General features: G+C 35.7%; 20 protein-coding genes. 16 read left to right on the forward strand and 4 right to left on the reverse strand.

Annotated features, from left to right (window positions below):
• The first annotated feature begins 98 nt into the window (after positions 1 to 98).
• The 7 genes from LGQ90_RS03605 to LGQ90_RS03635 all read left to right on the forward strand — a co-directional run bounded on the left by LGQ90_RS03605 (position 99) and on the right by LGQ90_RS03635 (position 5,937).
• Positions 99 to 1,196: a sensor histidine kinase gene (locus tag LGQ90_RS03605; RefSeq protein ID WP_229338190.1), complete on the forward strand. Its 1,098-nt coding sequence runs from the start codon at positions 99 to 101 to the stop codon at positions 1,194 to 1,196.
• Between the two features lie 3 nt (positions 1,197 to 1,199).
• Positions 1,200 to 2,522, forward strand: coding sequence for a sigma-54-dependent transcriptional regulator (locus LGQ90_RS03610; RefSeq protein WP_229338192.1), 1,323 nt, complete (start codon positions 1,200 to 1,202; stop codon positions 2,520 to 2,522).
• Positions 2,523 to 2,710: 188 nt separating this feature from the next.
• On the forward strand, positions 2,711 to 2,872 hold the full coding sequence (locus LGQ90_RS03615; RefSeq protein WP_229338194.1) for a hypothetical protein: 162 nt from the start codon (positions 2,711 to 2,713) through the stop codon (positions 2,870 to 2,872).
• Between the two features lie 6 nt (positions 2,873 to 2,878).
• Complete coding sequence (locus LGQ90_RS03620; protein WP_229338196.1) at positions 2,879 to 4,159, forward strand: Glu/Leu/Phe/Val family dehydrogenase; 1,281 nt, start codon at positions 2,879 to 2,881, stop codon at positions 4,157 to 4,159.
• Positions 4,160 to 4,185: 26 nt separating this feature from the next.
• The gene (locus LGQ90_RS03625) at positions 4,186 to 4,629 is read left to right on the forward strand and encodes a GreA/GreB family elongation factor (protein WP_229338198.1); all 444 of its coding nucleotides are present in this window, start codon (positions 4,186 to 4,188) and stop codon (positions 4,627 to 4,629) included.
• Positions 4,598 to 5,020: a hypothetical protein gene (locus LGQ90_RS03630; protein ID WP_229338200.1), complete on the forward strand. Its 423-nt coding sequence runs from the start codon at positions 4,598 to 4,600 to the stop codon at positions 5,018 to 5,020. The genes LGQ90_RS03625 and LGQ90_RS03630 overlap by 32 nt, the downstream gene beginning before the upstream one ends.
• Before the next feature lie 455 nt (positions 5,021 to 5,475).
• Complete coding sequence (locus tag LGQ90_RS03635) at positions 5,476 to 5,937, forward strand: cyclic-phosphate processing receiver domain-containing protein (protein ID WP_229338202.1); 462 nt, start codon at positions 5,476 to 5,478, stop codon at positions 5,935 to 5,937.
• A gap of 173 nt (positions 5,938 to 6,110) precedes the next feature.
• Here the strand turns inward: LGQ90_RS03635 and LGQ90_RS03640 are convergent, their stop codons facing one another.
• Positions 6,111 to 6,824, reverse strand: a complete 714-nt coding sequence (locus LGQ90_RS03640; protein WP_229338204.1) for a glycosyltransferase family 2 protein — start codon at positions 6,822 to 6,824, stop codon at positions 6,111 to 6,113.
• Positions 6,825 to 7,120: 296 nt separating this feature from the next.
• On the opposite strand from LGQ90_RS03640, the gene LGQ90_RS03645 reads away from it, so the two are divergent.
• The 3 genes from LGQ90_RS03645 to LGQ90_RS03655 are packed head-to-tail and all read left to right on the forward strand — an operon-like array spanning position 7,121 to position 10,935.
• Positions 7,121 to 8,971, forward strand: coding sequence for a peptidase MATCAP family protein (locus LGQ90_RS03645; protein WP_229338206.1), 1,851 nt, complete (start codon positions 7,121 to 7,123; stop codon positions 8,969 to 8,971).
• A complete protein-coding gene (locus LGQ90_RS03650) occupies positions 8,968 to 10,014 on the forward strand; it encodes a glutathione synthetase (protein WP_229338208.1) in 1,047 nt (348 codons plus the stop codon). The genes LGQ90_RS03645 and LGQ90_RS03650 overlap by 4 nt, the downstream gene beginning before the upstream one ends.
• Positions 10,015 to 10,023: 9 nt before the next feature.
• Positions 10,024 to 10,935, forward strand: a complete 912-nt coding sequence (locus LGQ90_RS03655) for a M14 family metallopeptidase (RefSeq protein WP_229338210.1) — start codon at positions 10,024 to 10,026, stop codon at positions 10,933 to 10,935.
• A gap of 46 nt (positions 10,936 to 10,981) precedes the next feature.
• Here LGQ90_RS03655 and LGQ90_RS03660 read toward each other — a convergent pair whose 3' ends face one another.
• Together LGQ90_RS03660 and corA are read right to left on the reverse strand one after the other, a co-directional pair.
• Positions 10,982 to 12,115 (reverse strand): lactonase family protein, encoded by a 1,134-nt coding sequence (locus LGQ90_RS03660; protein ID WP_229338211.1) that lies wholly within the window; start codon positions 12,113 to 12,115, stop codon positions 10,982 to 10,984.
• A 17-nt stretch (positions 12,116 to 12,132) separates the two neighbouring features.
• Complete coding sequence (gene corA, locus LGQ90_RS03665; protein ID WP_229338213.1) at positions 12,133 to 13,212, reverse strand: magnesium/cobalt transporter CorA; 1,080 nt, start codon at positions 13,210 to 13,212, stop codon at positions 12,133 to 12,135.
• 143 nt (positions 13,213 to 13,355) lie between these two features.
• Here corA and recQ point away from each other — a divergent pair, with 143 nt between their 5' ends.
• Entirely contained in the window at positions 13,356 to 15,467 is a 2,112-nt protein-coding gene (gene recQ / locus LGQ90_RS03670; RefSeq protein WP_229338215.1) for a DNA helicase RecQ, read from the forward strand.
• On the opposite strand, the gene truA is transcribed toward recQ, so the two are convergent.
• A complete protein-coding gene (truA, locus tag LGQ90_RS03675; RefSeq protein ID WP_229338217.1) occupies positions 15,464 to 16,252 on the reverse strand; it encodes a tRNA pseudouridine(38-40) synthase TruA in 789 nt (262 codons plus the stop codon). The genes recQ and truA overlap by 4 nt on opposite strands.
• A 208-nt stretch (positions 16,253 to 16,460) precedes the next feature.
• Between truA and LGQ90_RS03680 the strand changes: the two genes are divergently transcribed.
• The 5 genes from LGQ90_RS03680 (at position 16,461) to LGQ90_RS03700 (ending at position 19,556) form a co-directional block, all read left to right on the forward strand.
• Positions 16,461 to 16,952, forward strand: coding sequence for a GyrI-like domain-containing protein (locus tag LGQ90_RS03680; RefSeq protein ID WP_229338219.1), 492 nt, complete (start codon positions 16,461 to 16,463; stop codon positions 16,950 to 16,952).
• A 63-nt stretch (positions 16,953 to 17,015) separates the two neighbouring features.
• Positions 17,016 to 17,849: a DUF1853 family protein gene (locus LGQ90_RS03685; protein ID WP_229338221.1), complete on the forward strand. Its 834-nt coding sequence runs from the start codon at positions 17,016 to 17,018 to the stop codon at positions 17,847 to 17,849.
• A 33-nt stretch (positions 17,850 to 17,882) separates the two neighbouring features.
• Positions 17,883 to 18,158: a TSUP family transporter gene (locus tag LGQ90_RS03690; RefSeq protein ID WP_229338223.1), complete on the forward strand. Its 276-nt coding sequence runs from the start codon at positions 17,883 to 17,885 to the stop codon at positions 18,156 to 18,158.
• Entirely contained in the window at positions 18,119 to 18,637 is a 519-nt protein-coding gene (locus LGQ90_RS03695; RefSeq protein WP_229338539.1) for a sulfite exporter TauE/SafE family protein, read from the forward strand. Before LGQ90_RS03690 ends, LGQ90_RS03695 begins: the two co-directional genes overlap by 40 nt.
• A 40-nt stretch (positions 18,638 to 18,677) precedes the next feature.
• On the forward strand, positions 18,678 to 19,556 hold the full coding sequence (locus tag LGQ90_RS03700) for a cation diffusion facilitator family transporter (RefSeq protein WP_229338225.1): 879 nt from the start codon (positions 18,678 to 18,680) through the stop codon (positions 19,554 to 19,556).
• The last annotated feature ends 52 nt before the right edge of the window (positions 19,557 to 19,608 follow it).

Consider the following 19,608-nt stretch of genomic DNA (forward strand, 5'->3'; position numbering starts at 1 on the left):
ATGCGATTAAGTAAACAAGTTTAAGTGGTTAATGAATCTTAATAGTGCGAAAATGATTGATATTCCCGAACTTTGATAAAGAAATAACCCCCTTGAATATGAGCAATGAAATTTCGCTTTCAAGAAAGTTAGAAGAACGCGTAAAAGAACTCTCTTGTTTATATGGAGTATCTTCTGCCATCCGGAAACATTCAGATTCAGTTTTAAATACACTGGAGGAAATCTGTCTCATTACCAAACAGGCCTGGTTACTTTCTGATGATGCAATTGTTCAGTTATCTATAAAAGATTATAATATTTCTACTTCCGAAATTCCTGAAAAAAACATTTCACAACAATCTGAAATATTAGTATTTGGTGATCATCTAGGATTTATTAAAGTATATTATGATACTCAAAATTCTCATGGAGCAAGATTTTTAAAAGAAGAACAAAAACTACTTGATAAGATCGCCATAGAAATCAGCGAATTTATTGAGCGTAAAGAAGTAGCCCAAAAAGAAGAATTATTAAGAAGAAGCGCTGAAAGAAATGATCGTCTATCTATTCTTGGAGAAATAACAGCCGGTATTGCACATGAATTAAATACACCTTTAGGTAATATTTTAGGTTTTGCCGAATTGATAAAATCTAATACACAGGATGATCAAACCGATAAAGACACCACGAAGATCATTAAAGCAGCAATTTACTCGCGAGAGATCGTAAAAAAACTCATGTTCTTTGCCTGTGAAATGCCTCAAAATAAAGAGTTTACGCAAATAAAACCAATTATAGATCAGGCACTTAAATTGTTATCTCAAAATTTCCAAAAAGCTGAAATCGGTTATAATTTCAAAATTGATAACCCCAGTCTTGAAGCACAAATAGATACGATACAGTTCACTCAGGTTCTATTTAATCTCCTTATCAATGCTATTTATATCTCCCCTAAAAAAAGTATAATTTCAGTAAAAGTTTCCAATACATCTTCCCATTTTATCATGGAAATAATAGATGAAGGACCTGGAATTCCTGGTGATTTGAATGCAAAAATATATGAACCTTTCTTCACTACTAAGCCAGTTGGAGAAGGCTCTGGTTTAGGACTTAGTGTAGTTCATGGAATTATTAAGAGCCATCGAGGAGAAATTATTAATTTTGATAACAAACCTACAGGAACTGTTTTTCAAATTAAATTACCCTTAAAAATGTAAGTTATGATGCTCAAAAAGGCAAATATTTTAATAGTTGATGATGACTATGATATGCTTGAATTAATTCAACGCCAGCTTCAGGAGCAAAATTTTCATTCTTATAAGGCTGCTTCAGTTGTGGAAGCTATAGATATATTAAAATTTAATGCGATAGATTTACTTATTACCGATCTCCAGATGCCAGGAATTGGTGGTATGGAGCTTATAAAATATGTGGAAGAACATTTTCCCAAAGTACCAAAATTGGTTATAACCGGATACCCCTCTATAGATGGTGCGCTAAAGGTCATGAAATCTGGAGCACTGGATTATATAGTTAAACCTTTCACTGTTGAAGAATTAAAACATTCTGTAGAAAAATCCCTTCCTAAAAGAACTCAGAATTCTGAAAGTAAAACCCCTCCCACTAATAAACCAACCGTATATGCTGGAATCGTTGGAAATTCAGAAAAAATTGAGAAATTAATTGACCTCATAGAACGGGTGAAAAATAACCGAGCTACTGTTCTTATTCAGGGAGAAAGCGGTACAGGAAAAGAATTAGTGGCCCGGGCCATTCATTATAAAGGTTCGTTTGCTGCAAACCCGTTTATAGCAGTTAACTGTGGAGCAATTCCAGAAGAACTCCTGGAAGCAGAACTTTTTGGATATAAAAAAGGAGCGTTTACCGGAGCTAACGAGAATCGTGAAGGCTTTTTTCAGGCTGCCGCAGGAGGCACTATCTTTTTAGATGAGATTGGTACTGCTCCCCTAACAGTTCAAACAAGGCTATTGCGAGTTCTTCAGGAAAAAGAAGTACGTCGTATAGGTGAGCAAAAAGCCCGTAAAATAGAAGTTCGTATTGTCGCTGCTACCAATGGTGATTTGCAGCAAATGGTTAAGAAAGGTAGTTTTAGGAAAGATCTTTATTATAGGTTAAACGTTGTAAATATTGAAACTCCGCCATTGAGAGAACATAAAAGTGATATTTCTCTTCTTGCCAAGAATTTTTTAAGAAAATATGCTGGGGAATATGCCAAACCTAAAATAGAATTTACGAATAAAGCATTGGAAATGCTGGAACGATATAACTGGCCGGGCAATGTTCGCGAATTGGAAAATGTTGTTCAACGGGCGATCATTATGAGTGAAAATAAGATAGATATTGAACAACTTCCCGATTTTCTCAAATATCCTTCCCCAAAATTAACAAGTACCTCAAAATCACTACAACAGGTCGAAAAAGAGCATATTCTAAAGATAATGGCCAGCGTGGATAATAATAAAACAAAAGCCGCTGAGATCCTTCAAATAGACCGTAAAACCCTTCGCAAAAAGCTGAAATAATAGCTATATTTTAGCGGTACTTTTCTCCCCTACCGGGACTTTTCTCCCCGGTTATAAATATTAATATCATTTATTTTACATTATCAATAACCTGTTTTTCAGGTGTTTATATTTTATTCGCAAATTTTTATAAATGACGGGCATAAGATTTGACTTTCTGTAATGAAGAAAATTAAATCTATGATCAAATGAATTTGATAAAGGAAAAAGCAAAAACCAATATTCCAAAAAGAAAGCATCTTAATGGAGTTACTCAGGAGATGCTCAAAGGGCTATGCTTTAATTGCGACCACCGCAAAACCTGTACCTGGAAAGAAAACAGAAAAATCTATTGTGAACACTTTGAATAACATAAAATGATAAACACTAAAAAAGCTATTAAACAATCTATGTACGAGACCGTTATGAATCAATTCAACAAAACGGCAGATATTATAGATTTAAATCCCAATATCAGAAAGATACTTGGTATCACCAATAATGAAATCATTGTTCATTTTCCCGTAAAAATGGACAATGGCGAGGTAGAAGTCTTTACAGGATATCGAGTGCAACATAACAATGCGTTGGGCCCTTATAAAGGGGGGTTGCGATACCACGATACTGTAGACATTGATGCTGCAAAGGCACTGGCAATGTGGATGACCTGGAAAACCTCTCTGGCTGGATTACCATTTGGAGGTGCAAAAGGAGGTATTAAATTAGATCCCCGAGATTATTCAGATTCTGAATTAGAACGCATTACTCGTCGTTTTACTTATGCCTTAGGCGAAAATATAGGACCGGAACATGATATTCCTGCACCCGATGTAAATACAAATCCACAAACTATGGCCTGGATTGTGGATACCTATATGTCAACCATTTCTTCATCTGAACGTTCACATAATCAACATGTTGTTACAGGAAAACCTGTTGGCGCTGGTGGTCTGGAGGGAAGGGACCGTGCAACAGGATTTGGAGTTTATCTGAGCATCAAACTATTACTGGAAACCAAAGGAGAAGATCTAAAAAATAAAAAATTTATAGTCCAGGGCTTTGGTAATGTAGGGTATTGGGCTTCCCATTTTCTTACTAAGGATGGATCAAAATTACTAGCGGTGCAAGATGCACACGCCACCCTTTATAATGAAAACGGGATAGATACGGAAGCTCTGGCTCAACATTGCGAACCTAGGAAAGGCTCTATAAAAGGATTTGAAGGAGCAGAAGAAATAGAAGCTGATGATTTCTTTGGCTTAGACTGTGATATAATAGTCCCTGCTGCCTTGGGAAATCAGATTACTGCGGAAAATGCTTTTAAAATAAAAGCTTCTATACTAGCTGAAGGCGCTAATGGACCTACAGATAAAGATGGTGAACAAATTCTGCTCGATAATGGTGTTACTATTATACCTGATATTTTCTGTAATTCTGGTGGTGTAATTGGAAGTTATTTTGAATGGTTACAGAATAGAAATGGAGAACTATGGCAACTAGATGAAGTAATGGCTAAAATTGAAAAAAAACTCAAAGAAAATTTCCATAAAATAAATACTGAGGTAAATAAACGTAACGTGGATTGGAGAACAGCGGCTTTTATTCTGGCTATATCTCGAGTAGAAACAGCATATATCCAAAGGGGGATTTTTCCATAGGAATAGTTCAATTAAAAAAAATTAAAATGAAATACGGTGAATTAATCATAGAGAAAAAAGAATATGAATTTTTAAAGCAAATAATGTCTTTAGCAAGATATTACAAAGACACATCCTATAAGGCTTCAATTTATAAATTGAATGAGGAATTAAAGGAAGCAAAAATTGTTACCAAAGTTAATATGCCTATGGATGTGATTCGCTTAAATTCATTTGTTACTATAGAAACACCTTATGCCGTAGAAAAGACTTATCAAATTGTAACACCTGAAAAAGGTGATATAAGAAAAGACAAGGTTTCTATTTTGGCTCCCATGGGATTAGCTCTATTTGGATACGCTGAAGGAGATCAAATTACTTGGACCTTTCCATTGGGAGAAAGTCGTATTAAGATTAAAAAAGTAAATCAAATACAAACAGGTTTAATGAACTTAAATCATGATAAACAAAATACAGGAACACCACAATGATGAAGAAATAGAGATAATAAGACTTCAAAATGATATTGATCAATGGAAATCTGAATTGGGTTTTCTTATTCAGGAAATTAATTTTTATCTGGAATTGTTGAATTCAAAAATAATCAATGATATAGATGTTAATAAGAAAGAAGCCAATGATCTATTAAATCAATTTCTAATGTTAAAGGTTACTAGTGAAAATATTGAAAATAAATGTGGACTATTTAAACCTAAACTGGAGGAAAAGAAAGAATGCGAGGATATTCAATGTGATCATGCATACTTAAACGAACATTTAATTTTGCGTTATAAAATTGATAGACACATGAAGGATGTACGGAAGGTGAAAGGCTCAGCCTTTAAATATATACGATGCGGAATAAAGAATTTTTTGAATTAAATAAAAATAATTTGTCTTAGTTGATCCAGATAGTTCGAAATAGATACTTCTCAATTATTTTATTAAGGGTTAAATTTTCAAGCAGATTTTGAGCTATCTGGTTTTTTTAAAAATATATATTATGAAAAATAAATTTTTTAAAAGTATAGTTTTAGTCTTTTTGGTGGTATTATTTAGATCGATCTATTTGCAACAAAATTTCTACCTTAATATCTGGGAGGAAAATAAAATTACAATTCTATTTATAGGCAGTCTTTTCGCAATAGCAATTTCTATAATCATTTTCTTTCAAAAAATAGAAACCTCCCGAAAAGATATTGATTAAAACTTTTTAAAGAATCCTTAGTTACCTTGTGGAATTTGAATCTTCTAATCCTCTAATTCGAAACTCAAATTGTCTATTTCTAAACTTTGCAAATGATTTCATACTGAAGCCTTAGAATTAATTAATAAAAATGAAATTTTCTTTTCTTAAAAAGTTTTACGCTCTGGTTTTAATCCAACCAGAACCCTTATCTCATAAACTTAGAAATATTTCTACTGAGTCAAAAAAAATTAAAAAAAAGAACAGATTAAAAAATCTGGTATGGCTAGACGATACGTTAAATCCTCAGGACCCCAGAATGGACTGGTTAGCATACAGTCCTGTTGGAAGAGAGGTCAATGTGGTTTGGATTAAAAGTTATGCAGAGTTTAAACTCTGGCTTGAACTTAACGGTAAACCTGATGGAATATGTTTTGACTACAATTTAGGTATTGGTGCTCCCACTGGATACGAATGTGCAAAATACCTAGTTGATTTTTGTAGACGCAATAAATTAAAACTTCCATCCTGGTCGTCTCAGTGCACTGATCCAGTGGAAAAAGTCAAAATAAACAGACTTTTAAAATCTGCAGTTACTGTATATGAGTATTAATAATTTTCTAAATCATTCTGAAAATTATCAAAGTCTCTTTTTGTTTTTATTATTCTAGTAATTCTATAAGAATTTCCAACCAACAGTTTAAGTCTCAATGCTCAAAATTATATAATGCACAGAGAACAATAAGTTTTCCAAAAATAAGGGTCGTAGTTGGAGCTATTCAAACCTTAAGAGGTTTTAGAGACCTTATAATTAATATAATTCTTCCTCATCCATAAATAGGCGAAGCAATCCAGGAGTGGTTTTACCAGTCTATTTCTAAGACCAAATTTAGGAGTTCCAGCTATTCTGGGAAAATGTCTAATAGGCACTTGTTTTATGCGCCCCCCCTGCAACATGATCATCGCGGGAAGAAAACGATGAAGCCCACTAAACATAGGGATTCTTTTCGCGTAATCTGTTCTTATAATTTTAAGTGGACAACCGGTATCGTACATCCCGTCATTTGTAAACCAGTTTCGGACTGTATTGGCAACCAAGGAAGAGAGATTTTTTATTCCTGAATCTTTACGTTCATGACGAAAACCATTCACAAGATCATAATGATCAATCTCAGCTAATAAGGATTCAAAATCAAAAGGATCAGTTTGAAGATCTGAATCAATATACCCCGTTAAATTAGTGGTGGAATAATCAAATCCAGCTTTTATTGCCGCGCTTAGACCACAGTTCTTTTCAAAACTGATATAATTAAAGTTAGGATTACGCTCACAGATAGCGATCATTAATTCTTCCGAATTATCTTTAGAACCATCGTTCACAAAGAGTACCTGACATTTCACACTGGCCATTGAAATATACTCATTCATCTTCTCCTCTACTCTCCTAAGGTTTTCTTCTTCATTAAATAAAGGGACAATGATGGTAAGACTGTAATCCATACTAAGAAATAAATTTGAGCAAAAATAGCTTTAAAAATAACAAAAGCCAATCTTGCTTTTTTCATTAAAAGCGCTTCTTAATAGAGATTTATTGATCAGCCTGAAACTGAAATCTACATGGGAGCTTCCTTTCACATTAATTTATAAGCCTTTCATAAAGTATTGTCAAAAGCTGAAAAATGGCGGTCATTGCCTATTAATCTTCATAAATTAGGTTACGAGACAAGTACAAACCAATCAATAAACCAATATTATGAACCCCTAAGGGGTTTTTAATAAAATAAGTTTTCAAAGTAATGCAGGAAATACCTGATTTATCTGAGAAATCCATTGAGCAAATTTTAACAATTCTTGAAAAGGAAAAAGAAATTAGTTGCCATTTACCTGGCAATGGAATTTTGCATATAGAAAAAGAACTTCCCTACTTAGTTGTTTACCGGAGAAAAGAGAAAGATAAAGGTACCAGAAGATTCGTGATTAATGAATCTTCCTACCTTATAATTGGAACTGAAGATTTTGCCGGGTACCAGAAGTTATTATATAGAATTTCAGACCAGATTTCTGCAAATATGGAATCCTTTCTATTATTTGAGATCTATGCCGGGCCGGCAGGTTCTTCAAAAATAAAGATTAAGGGTCCTGCGCAGAGGTTACCAGCTACTTTAGATACTTTAAAAGAAGAGTTTTTAAAAGTGAATTCAGAATTTACGGGTATTTATCTCGATACAGAAATTCTGGATACTCCCAATAGACAAGCCGAAGGTGAAGCCGCCTTAATGAAAGTGGAGGACGCTAAAAATTGTGGTGCTGTACTTGTTGGGCTTGAAGTACCTCCCATATACAGAACAGATAACAACCAGTTATACCCTGTTTTCTTTAGAAATTTTAAGGATTTTCTAATTAAAGCGGTACATCGTTCCTTTTTCGAATTTATCCGGGTTCAAACCTCAGGTGGAGTTACCAGCTTTAATGCATTGGGAAGAAAATATCTAAAACAAATAGTTTTTGATATCGACAAACAACTCACAGATATTGAAAAATCCTATCAATTTCTATGGCTGGTCTCCCCTGCCAATATTCATGATATTAAAAAGCATTTTTTTGACAGCAATTATGATAAAGTTATAGACTACCACTACAGGCTATTACCGGTAGATCCAGATGTACTTAAAAGAAAACTGTACAATCTAAAGATCGAGGATATAGACGATCCTGCAATGTCTTATTTATTCCGGGAAAAGCGCGAAGAACTGGATATGCAAATCACGATGCTCAATGAAAGAGGCACTCGTAATTTTATGTATGATAGTATTCGACTCTATAAGGGAGTAGAAAAAAATCTATGTGAGGAAGCCAGAAATATTCTTAATACGGTAAGTGAAGAAACTTCAAAAAGTGATGAAGACCTTTTAGATTCGAAAGCCTTCAGTAGTATGGCTAGGAAAGAATTTGATTTTTATCGTGAACAGGATGAAAATTTTAAGTGTAAAGTCCATATCAGGAAAGATGTAAATGTAATGATGGTCTCGCACGGAGAATTATATATTCCTGCCGACTATAAAATGAATCGTGTTGAAGCCGAAGCTTTAATTCAACATGAAGTAGGTACACATGTACTAACTTATTATAATGGGAGTAATCAACCTTTAAATCAATTAAGCATTGGTCTTGCCGATTATGACCCACTACAGGAAGGACTTGCCGTAATGTCTGAATTTATGGTAGACGGGCTTACCGCAAACCGGCTTAGAATTCTTGCAGGCCGGGTAATTGCCGGAGAAGCTTTAATGGAAGGCGGGAACTTTCAGGAGATCTTCAGATTATTAAAAAAAGATTTTGGATTCTCTGCAGAACGAGCTTTCAACATTACTTCCCGGATCATGCAGGGTGGCGGATTTATGAAAGATATCATCTATTTAAAAGGTTTGGTATTATTAAAAGAATATTTAAAAAATGGAGGAGAATATGAACCTCTTCTGGCCGGAAAATATGGAATAAAACACACCGGTATTATTAAAGAACTTACAGATAGAAAAGTTCTTAAAACCGTGCAGGTTAAACCAAGTTATCTGCATAGTGATAAGATGTATAAAAAATTAGAATTAATCAGGCAAGGCCTTAGCCTGCCACAAATGGTATGTAAATGAAAATATGTTTTGTATTAAATGATGTTGCTACAGAGAAAAATGGCACATCTACAGCACTAATGTCTATGGCACATCAAAGAGGTCATGAAGTTTATGCTATGGGAGTTGGGGATTTTACATTTCATCATAATGAACCAATTAGTATAAATGCGGTTTCAGTACCAAAAAGTTTTAAAAGCAAATCGCCTCAGAAATTTCTTGAAGCACTTCAGGAAAAGAAAAATAAACCGAAAAAGATTAATTCCTCTAAACTTGATGTATTATTTATTCGAAATAATCCAACCGAGGAAGAAGGACGACAATGGGCAGAACAGGCAGGAGTTGCTTTCGGAAGAATGATTCAGCAACATGACGTTCTGGTTTTAAATGATGCCTATGCCCTTTCGCATGCATTTATAGATAAACTGTATTTTGAAGAATTACCTCAGGAAATAAAACCAGATTCTATAATTACCCGGGATAAGGATCAGCTGCTTGATTTCTGGGAAAAACAGGATAAAAAGATGGTGTTGAAACCTCTTGAAGGTTCCGGGGGACAGGATGTGTATCTTATAGACAAACATGAGAAGAATGTTAACCAGATCATAGATCATCTAAGCTCTCAGGGTTACGTGATCGCCCAGGAATTCCTTCCAGCCGTAAAAGATGGAGACGTTCGTGTTCTTCTGTTGAACGGGAAAATTATGGAGAAAGATGATAAAAAAGCAATTATAAGAAGAGTTGCCGGAGAAGGTGAATTCAGAAGTAATTTCGCTCTTGGAGCAACTGCAGACAGTAGTGATCTTACCCCAGAAATGCAACGTATCGTAGACTTAACCGCCCCTAAACTAATACGTGACGGGTTATTTTTTGTAGGTCTGGATATCGTAAAGGATAAATTGATTGAAATCAACGTATTGAGTCCCGGCGGAATGGAACACTTTAAAGATATTGGCTTACCCCCATTTACAGATTATGTAATTGAAGCCATTGAAAGAAAAGTGGAATATAAAAATATGTATAAAGGTCAGCTAAGTAATAGAACCTTAGCTACGATGGACTAAAGCAATATTATGAGCGAAGAGTTAAAGAAAGATATTCCAAGGATAATAGGAAAATACAGTTCTGGCAAAAAAGGACCTTTACTTTTTGTAACCGGTGGAATTCATGGAAATGAACCTAGCGGGGTAAAAGCATTGATGACGGTTTTTGAAGAACTGGATAAAACAAAGCCTGAAATTGATGGAACTATCGTAGGTGTTTCAGGAAATAAAAAGGCTTTAAATGAGAATAAGCGATATATAGATGAAGACCTTAATAGAACCTGGACTGAGGAAAATGTAAAGAAGAATCAGCCGGATTCTCATGAGGAACGGGAAATGTTTGAGATCATTGAAGTGCTGAAAGAACAGTCTAAAGGAGATTTCACTAAAAGATATTTCCTTGACTGTCATACCACCTCCTCGGCAAGCCTGCCTTATGTTTCTGTGCAGGAAGTGAATGACAATGATCAATGGGCTCATAAGTTTCCTACTTACATTATTCGCGGATTTAGTGATATAATTACCGGGGATATAGACCATTATCTAAGTCGAATTGGGATGACCGGTTTTGTTTTTGAAGCTGGACAACATACCGATAAAACTTCCCAGGAAAATCATGAAGGAGTGATCTGGCTTGCTTTAAAGGAAGCCTGCAGCCTGGATCTAAGTAAAATTGTAACCTATCCGGAATGTGTGGACAGGTTCGTGAAAAAAAATGCTCCCGAGCAAAAGACTTTTGAAATTCTTTACAGACATGGTTTGGAAGATAGTGATATCTTCGAGATGGAACCGGGTTATGAAAATTTTCAGAAGATCGAAAAAGGTGAATTACTCGCTAAGCAAAATGGAAATAAAGTAAAAAGTGAATGGGACGCTTATATTTTTATGCCCCTTTACCAGGCTCAGGGAAATGATGGATTTTTCGTGGTAAAAGAAGTATAATTCATATATCTCTTATTTATAAAAAGGTCGCTCATGAGCGGCCTTTTTATTTTACGAATTCCAAGCAAACAGGAGTCTTGATTTCAAATACAGGTTCCTGAGGTTTTAATTTACCATTTTCAGAATTGATCCTGAAGGTGGTAATATTTCCCGTATCCTGACTCGCAGCGTATAAATATTTACCGTACGGTGAGATTGCAAAATTTCGGGGAGTTTTTCCTGCTACAGGAACAAAATCTACGTTTGTAAGTTTTCCAGAATCATCAATTTTAAAAATGGCAATACTATTATGGCCTCTGTTGGAAGCATAAATGAATTTTCCTGAAGGATGGATATGAATATCGGCTCCGGAATTTCCCTGTTTATAAGATGAAGGGAGAGATGATATATTTTGGATTAATTCCAGACCCCCACCTTTAAGTACTTTATAAACGCTAAGCGTACTATTCAACTCATTCATAGAATAAGCATAGCTGCCATTTTTGGCAAAACTCATATGTCGGGGCCCTGAACCTTCTTCAAGTGCAATATACTCCTGCTCATGAGGCGTTAATTTTCCTTCATTAAAATTATATATCCAGATCTTATCATTACCCAGGTCTGCAATGTACCCATACCGGTTATCTCCACTAATTTTAACTGAATGAGCATGGGATTTTTCAGGGTTCTCTAAATTGATTTTCTGATTTTTTACCAAACTGCCATCAGCCTCTATTTTATAAGACATCACCACACCACCCATATAATTACTAACAAACACATATTTACCAGACCGGTCTAAAGCTATATGGCAGGGAGCAAATGCGCCGGTAGATTCTTTGCAGATCTCTTTTAGTTTTCCGTCTTCCAATATTTCAAAAGAATAGATAAAACCGCTTTCTCCTTCGTGAGGTCCTAATTCACTTACTGCAAACAGAAATTTTCCCATCTTCCCAACTTTCACAAAAGAAGGATTGATCACTTCAGCAACACTGCCCATAAATTTTAGAGCTCCGCTATCAGAATTTTGATTCAGTAAATAAATACCCTCAGCTTTGCCATCTACATGACCTTCTTTTTTGGTGTAGGTACCAACATACATTTTATTAATTGAGTCATTTATCTTTCCGCTTTCTACCTGCGCAATTGCTGAATTACTCATAACAAAACATACTATACCCAGTAAAACTGAAGTTCTCATTATTTTAAATTTACTCATTATATCCATTTCTTTCTTTTAAAATAATAGATCATCAATAAGAAAATAATGATCATCACTCCCCAAAGTACGAAATAACTGTATTTCCATTGCAATTCAGGGATATATTCAAAGTTCATTCCATAGATACCGGCGATAAAAGTTAAAGGAATAAAGATACTGGCCATAATGGTAAGTACCTTCATCACTTCATTCATTTTATTACTTATGGTGGTCATATACATATCCATAAGCCCCCAGATCATTTCGCGATAAATATCAATATTCTCTGAAATTTGAATAATATGATCGTAAAGATCCCTTATAAAGTTAGCGGTATGTGCATCTATTAGCTCACTGTCTATTTTCTCCAGACGGCTTATCACCTCCCGAAGTGGAAAAACTGCTCGGCGTATTCTAAGAATATTTCTTTTAAGGTCCTGTATCTCGTAAGTTATATCATCGCTGGGACGGGAAGTGAAAAGACTTTCTTCAAGACTTTCAATCCTATCGCTCATATCATCGATCACCAGGAAATAGTTGTCAATAATAGAATCCAGTAAAGCAAACATTAAATAATCGGCTCCGCGGGACCTTATCCTTCCCTTGGCTGTTTCAATTCGTTCTCTTATGTGATCAAAAACATCTCCATCAGATTCCTGGAAGGTGAGCACATAATTTTTACCAACAATAATGCTAAGATGTTCATTCTCGATCTCCCCGTTCTTATAGTAAAGCATTTTGGCAACTATAAACAGATAATCGTCATATTTTTCAATTTTTGGCCGTTGTCCGGTATTCACAATATCTTCCATTACCAAGGGATGCAATTCATAGTAATCTCCAAGCTTTTCGATCTCTTCTACATTACTAAGCCCGTCTATATTGAACCAGGTAATACTATTTTCATCTACAAATTTGAATGCATCTTCAGTAGTGGTAGAACTGAACCTTTCATAATTTTCTACATTATAATCTATAACATCGAGCTTGGTTTCAGAAGCTTCCTTGTGCCCTACGTAGGTCATGGTACCCGGCACCTGATTTACAGATTTCGTAGTTTTAGGACGCCGGAGCAGCAGCTTTCTTCTTTTCGCCATAAGTAGAATTAATTTTGAATAAAAATACTAATTATCTCCAAACAGCAATCTGAATATGTTTTAATGCTGAAAAACTCAATATTTCTGATGAAATCGCTAATAATAGTTAGCATGAATATCTTCTTAATTTTACCTTTGCAATTATGAAAGAAGCGGTGTTGTTAGATACTTTGAAGGAGTACTTTGGTTATGAGAAATTCAGACCTTTACAGAAGAAGATTATCAGTTCGGTATTTGAAGCCCAGGACAATCTTGTGATCATGCCAACGGGAGGTGGTAAATCTATTTGTTATCAGCTGCCCGCAATTCTGCTTCCTGAAATTACGCTGGTTATTTCTCCACTTATCGCCTTAATGAAAGACCAGGTTGATGGTCTCAACGCTAATGGTGTGCCCGCAGCCTATCTGAATAGTAGTCAGGAAGAGGCAGATAAACAGGCTATCTTTCAGAAAATAGATAATAAAGAGCTTAAATTACTATATGTAGCTCCGGAAAGTTTACAATTTGTAGACCGGTTTTTAAATGACGGGAAAGTAAGCCTTATAGCTATAGATGAAGCCCATTGTATCTCCAGTTGGGGACATGATTTCCGTCCGGCATACACCCAGTTAGGATATTTAAAGAACCGCTTCCCTTCTACTCCAGTCCTGGCATTGACCGCCACCGCAGATAAAGCCACCCGAAACGATATTTGCAGGCAGCTTAATATTCCTAGCGCCAAAAAACATGTCGCATCTTTTGATCGTAAAAATCTTAGCCTGGAAGTAAAGCCCGGAATTAAAAGATTCGAACAGATCACCGAGTTTCTAAAAAACCGAAAGAATGAAAGCGGAATTATCTATTGTTTAAGCCGAAAGACTACCGAAGAGCTAGCTTCTAAACTTAAAGTAAAGGGCTATAAGGCGGAAGCCTATCATGCGGGAATAGATCATACGAACAGATCCCAAATTCAGGATGATTTTATCAATGACGAAAAACATATAATTTGCGCAACCATTGCTTTTGGAATGGGGATAGACAAATCGAATATCCGCTGGGTGATACACTATAATATGCCGAAAAATCTTGAAGGCTATTATCAGGAAATTGGTCGTGCAGGCCGGGATGGTCTACCTTCGGACACACTGCTATTTCATAGTTATGCTGATGTGGTTCAACTTCAGAAATTTGCCTCCAATGCAAAGAATGAAGAAGTGCAGTTAGCCAAACTGGACAGAATGAAACAATATTCAGAAGCACTAAGTTGCAGGCGTAAGATCCTGTTAAGCTATTTTGGAGAATATTTAGAGAAAGACTGCGGTAACTGTGATATTTGCAGGAATCCGCCTGAATTCTTTGAAGGAACGGTGATCGCTCAGAAAGCTTTATCCTGTATTTTCAGATTAAAAGGTTCTGAACCTATTTCAGCCGTCATAGATGTGCTTCGGGGTTCTCAAAATGAAGTGATTAGAAGAAATAATTATCAGGAACTTTCAACTTATGGGATTGGGAAAGATATTTCCTGGCAACATTGGCAGCAATATCTAATTCAGCTTATAAACCTTGGCTATATAGAGATCGCTTTTGATAAGAACAATCACTTACAGTTAACTAAACAGGCCAAAAAGGTATTGTTCGAGAATGAAAAAATTTATCTGGCCGATGTTAAAGATGAAAAGTTAAAAACACAAACCGAAAAAGCTTCCACTACAGCGGACTCATTATTTGAAAAACTAAGACAATTACGCCTGGAGATTGCAAAAGAAGAAAATATCCCGGCCTATCTCATTTTCAACGATGCCGCGCTTAAAGATATGGAGAAACAAAGACCAATGTCTGATTCTGAATTCTTACTTATTAATGGTGTGGGAAGAAAAAAGATGGAAGATTATGGATATAGATTTATAAAAGAGATCATCGCCTTCAGCAAAGAAAAGAGGGAAAAGAAACCGAAGAAGAAAACAAAGAAGGGCAATACTTTAAAAGAAACCCTGTCTCTATATAATGATGGATTAAGTGTGGAGGAAATTGCAAAAGAAAGAGGAGTCGCTAAAAATACTATTTTCACCCACCTTATAAAACTTTATGATGAGGGTGAAGAAGTAAACCTGCACCAGCTTATACCAATTTCAGATCTTAAATCTATTGAGAGGGCCAAAAAGGAACTGGAAAATCCGAGTGGACTAAGAACCTACTTCGAACATTTTGAAGAAGCAATCCCTTACGAAACCATTAAAATATCCTTGAAGATACTTGAAGATAAAGAAAGTTCTTAGTCGAACTCAATTTTTCTCAAGATCAGTCCCGATGCGGGTGCTATATAGTCCATTTGATGTTGCGGGCTATCCGGGTTTAAACTCTCTTCAATATCCTGAAGACTGAGTTCTCCGCGCCCAACCAGGACAAGGCTGCCCATCATTAGTCTTACCTGGTGCCGTAGAAATCCGGCGGCATGAATATGGAAGATATAGGATCTTTCCGGAAAAAAATTGGCCGTATATTCTGTGTTCTCAACCAGTTCAGATTTCAGCATTTCTCTTTCAAAAGTGCTTTTTTCGGAAACCCGTACACAGTAGTTTTTAAAGTTATGGACTCCCTGGAATAATTTTGCAGCTTCCTTCATTTTTTCGATATCCAGATCCTCCTGAAAATTCGCCATAAATGGAGCGCAGAATGGATGGAACTTATCTCCAATACTGAACAAGTAAGCATATTCCTTAGTTTTGGAATGCTGGATAATATTAAATTTATCATCCACTTCCTCTATTGCTAAAGCTCTAATGTCCTGCGGTAAGTTCTTATTGAATAATTTCAAAAAAACTTCAAGGTCTTCAAGCGGTTCATGATCTACAAATAATTCAAAAGCTGACTCCTCTGCTGAAACCATCGCATCGGTCCTGCTTGTTCCCAGGATCTTATATTTTACTTCGGGCATTACCCAACGTAGCGTTTTCGTAATAAGACCTTCAACCGTTTTTACATCCGGTTGTTTTTGCCAGCCGTGAAGCCTGTATCCTAAATATTGAACTTTTATGAAGTAATAGAATCTCTTTCGGAACAAAACTGAAATTTTTGGTAAAGGTATTTAAAATTAAGCCGGGCTTCCTTAAAGATCATTTTAGGAATTACAAAAAAATCATAAATCTGGGATTCCTGATTCCAAAATCCTTTAATTCTACCTAAATTGAAAGCATAAGCATTCGAAATAATATATATTAGTTCGTTTATTCAATAGAAAACCTAAAATTAAGTCTGCAAAATAATATTTAATGATTTCAGCACCGGTAATAAAAGATATAGAACCTAAAAAGTTAATAGGTATTCGCATCGCTACCAGCCTTGCAGATGATAAGACCAGCCTTTTATGGAACAGGTTCATGAAACTTAAAGCCTCCATTAAAAACACTAAGGCAGAAAAGCTTTTTTCTGTTCAGGTATATGGAGAGAAGTTTATGATTGGAGAGTTTGATACCCAATCAGAGTTCAGCAAATGGGCTGCCACCGAAGTCCTCGATTTTGATGAAATTCCGAAAGGACTGGAAAAACTTGAGATTCCGGCCGGAAAATATGCGGTTTTCACTCACGAGGGCACAGCAAAAGAATTTGCCGAAACCTCTACTTACATTTTTAATGAGTGGTTGCCTGATTCAGATTTTAGTTTAGATAACCGACCGCACTTTGAAATTTTAGGAGAAGATTATAAAGGACCAGAAGACCCCGATTCTAAAGAAGATATCTGGATCCCCATCAAAGAAAAATAACTTAAAACACCGGGAGAAATAGATCTCTTTGATTCATTTCTTCACAACCAACCTGTATTCCTTTTGAAAGATAGTAGCATTCTAAATCAATTTCAGGGATTTTTGGACACGCCAGATATCTTCCCCAAAGATCATCAAGGTAATTTTAAAAGTTTCAATTTTCCAAAAATTAAAATTACAGATGACTTAATAGTAGATCTGCAAAAATTAGATCATCCCCGATATTCTATTCTGGGAAAAAGAATGGAGGGTTTCTTTGAAATTGCCATAAGGCATAGCGACAGATATGAAATTATAGATTCTAATATCCAGATAATTGAAAATAAACAAACTCTCGGGGAACTTGATTTTATTATTTACGATAAGGAGAATTCAAAACCAATCCATGTAGAGCTTGTATATAAACTTTATATATACGATCCTGGATTTCCGCCCGGCATAAAAAGATGGATAGGCCCTAACAGGCGTGATAGTTTTTCAGCAAAACTTGAAAAACTTGAAAATAAACAATTACCATTATTATTTAGCCCGAAGACTACCAGTTATCTATCCACTTTAGAGCTTACTGCCGGAAGTATGGAACAACAATTATGTTTTAAGGCACAATTATACACCCCAATTGATGAAATTGTCGAACACAGGAGTCTTATAAATTCCGATTGTCTCATTGGAAATTGGTATAATTTCGACGAGTTTCTCCAAATGAACTGGGAGGATCATCTCTTTTATAGTCCGAAGAAAAAAGATTGGAGTTTTAATCCTGTGAACAATACAAACTGGTATTCGCGAAAAGAATTACTAAAAAATATTGAAGTTTTATTTGAAAAGAAGAAGGCTCCTTTGATTTGGATGAAAACCAAAACAGGATTTTATAGATTTTTTATAGTTTGGTGGTAATCTTCAAAATTTTTCTGAATTGAAACTATTTTAATGGAATCTATTTTTCAAGACATCAATTTTCTCTATTTAGCAATTCTATTTGTAACTGGAACTGTAGCTTTTATAATTTCAACAATCTCTGGGGGTGGCGGTGCTTTAATTCTTGTTCCGTTTCTAAATTTTCTTATCGGAACCACTAAAACTGCACCTGTAATAAACCTGGGAACTTTTATAGGAAGACCCGCCAGACTTATACTTTTCTGGAAACATATTAACTGGAGCGTATTCTGGTATTATGTTCCGGCGGCAATGCTGGCGCCTGGGTAGCTGGATGGTTCTTTACCAGAGTTGAAGCCTCCTGGTTACAAATACTTGTTGGAGTATTTCTGATAAGTACCGTATTTCAATATCGCTTTGGCAAAAAAGAAAGATCCTTTCCGGTTAAACTCTGGTATTTCATTCCTTTAGGATTTATTGTATCAGTATTGGGAACTATCATTGGAGCCCTGGGTCCAATCCTTAACCCGTTCTATCTGAATCTGGGTCTGGATAAGGAAGAATTGATCGCTACAAAAACTGTGAATTCCTTTTTTCTGGGTATCGCACAAATTGGAAGCTATACCTTTTTCGGATTGCTATATAAAGAATTATGGGTCTACGGAATTGCTTTAGGTTTAGGAGCTGTTATAGGAAACATAATTGGTAAAAAATTCCTTTCAAGAATGAAAAGCAGTACATTCAGAAAGCTCCTCATCATTTTAATGGTGCTCAGCGGAATTTTACTTATCTATAAACAATTCAACTAACTAATTCTTTTAAATTTGTAAACTCCAAAAACCAACGTTTATGCAGCCGGGTTACCGGGAAGCCGTAAAGGCCTCCTATTTTAGCATCGCAGGAAATGCACTTTTAGCAGTAGCCAAGGCAGTTACCGGTATTTTTGGTAATTCGTATGCACTAATTGCCGATGCCATAGAGTCTACCACCGATGTCTTCTCTTCTCTATTGGTGCTCCTAGGCCTTAGGTATGCAAATAAACCCGCTGATGAAAATCATCCCTATGGACACGGAAAAGCGGAACCACTCATAACTTTTATGGTGGTTGGCTTTCTAATAGTTTCTGCGACCATAATTGCCTATGAAAGTATTGAGAACATCCAAACCCCCCACGAAGTCCCGGAGCCTTATACTCTGATAGTTCTCTTTGTAATCATTATTATTAAAGAGGTTTCTTATCGTTTTGTATCTAAGAAAGGTACAGAAACAAATAGTTCAGCCCTGAAAGCAGATGCCTGGCATCATCGCAGCGATGCGATCACTTCCTTAATGGCCTTTATCGGGATTTCTGTCGCTCTTTTTATGGGAAAGGGTTATGAAAATGCAGATGACTGGGCCGCTTTATTTGCCTCGGGATTCATACTTTTTAATGCATATTTAATTTTACGACCTGCCCTTGGGGAAGTTATGGATGAACACCGATATGATGATATTGAATCTGAAATAAGGGACTTAGCTCATAACGATAAGGGGGTTGTTGAAACAGAAAAATGCTTTATTAGAAAGACCGGAATGACCTACCACGTAGATCTTCATATTGCCGTCGATGCGCACATTAGTGTTAAAGAAGGTCATGATATTGCGCATAGGGTTAAAGACGTGATTTTGGAAAAACTTCCCCAGGTTGCAGATGTCCTTATACATGTCGAACCAGACGACGAATTGTAATCTCATACTTTATATTAATAATTTTTCAGAATTATTAAGAAACATTTAGCAG

The sequence above is a fragment of the Christiangramia sediminis genome, from assembly GCF_020552705.1.
Classification (GTDB): Bacteria; Bacteroidota; Bacteroidia; order Flavobacteriales; family Flavobacteriaceae; genus Christiangramia; species Christiangramia sediminis.

Bases quoted from the DNA above. Each gene is read 5' to 3' on its own strand.
- LGQ90_RS03605 (WP_229338190.1), top strand. From the start codon at position 99: ATGAGCAATGAAATTTCGCTTTCAAGAAAGTTAGAAGAACGCGTAAAA.
- LGQ90_RS03610 (WP_229338192.1), top strand. From the start codon at position 1,200: ATGATGCTCAAAAAGGCAAATATTTTAATAGTTGATGATGACTATGAT.
- LGQ90_RS03615 (WP_229338194.1), top strand. From the start codon at position 2,711: ATGAATTTGATAAAGGAAAAAGCAAAAACCAATATTCCAAAAAGAAAG.
- LGQ90_RS03620 (WP_229338196.1), top strand. From the start codon at position 2,879: ATGATAAACACTAAAAAAGCTATTAAACAATCTATGTACGAGACCGTT.
- LGQ90_RS03625 (WP_229338198.1), top strand. From the start codon at position 4,186: ATGAAATACGGTGAATTAATCATAGAGAAAAAAGAATATGAATTTTTA.
- LGQ90_RS03630 (WP_229338200.1), top strand. From the start codon at position 4,598: ATGATAAACAAAATACAGGAACACCACAATGATGAAGAAATAGAGATA.
- LGQ90_RS03635 (WP_229338202.1), top strand. From the start codon at position 5,476: ATGAAATTTTCTTTTCTTAAAAAGTTTTACGCTCTGGTTTTAATCCAA.
- LGQ90_RS03640 (WP_229338204.1), bottom strand. From the start codon at position 6,824: ATGGATTACAGTCTTACCATCATTGTCCCTTTATTTAATGAAGAAGAA.
- LGQ90_RS03645 (WP_229338206.1), top strand. From the start codon at position 7,121: ATGCAGGAAATACCTGATTTATCTGAGAAATCCATTGAGCAAATTTTA.
- LGQ90_RS03650 (WP_229338208.1), top strand. From the start codon at position 8,968: ATGAAAATATGTTTTGTATTAAATGATGTTGCTACAGAGAAAAATGGC.
- LGQ90_RS03655 (WP_229338210.1), top strand. From the start codon at position 10,024: ATGAGCGAAGAGTTAAAGAAAGATATTCCAAGGATAATAGGAAAATAC.
- LGQ90_RS03660 (WP_229338211.1), bottom strand. From the start codon at position 12,115: ATGAGAACTTCAGTTTTACTGGGTATAGTATGTTTTGTTATGAGTAAT.
- corA (WP_229338213.1), bottom strand. From the start codon at position 13,212: ATGGCGAAAAGAAGAAAGCTGCTGCTCCGGCGTCCTAAAACTACGAAA.
- recQ (WP_229338215.1), top strand. From the start codon at position 13,356: ATGAAAGAAGCGGTGTTGTTAGATACTTTGAAGGAGTACTTTGGTTAT.
- LGQ90_RS03680 (WP_229338219.1), top strand. From the start codon at position 16,461: ATGATTTCAGCACCGGTAATAAAAGATATAGAACCTAAAAAGTTAATA.
- LGQ90_RS03690 (WP_229338223.1), top strand. From the start codon at position 17,883: ATGGAATCTATTTTTCAAGACATCAATTTTCTCTATTTAGCAATTCTA.
- LGQ90_RS03700 (WP_229338225.1), top strand. From the start codon at position 18,678: ATGCAGCCGGGTTACCGGGAAGCCGTAAAGGCCTCCTATTTTAGCATC.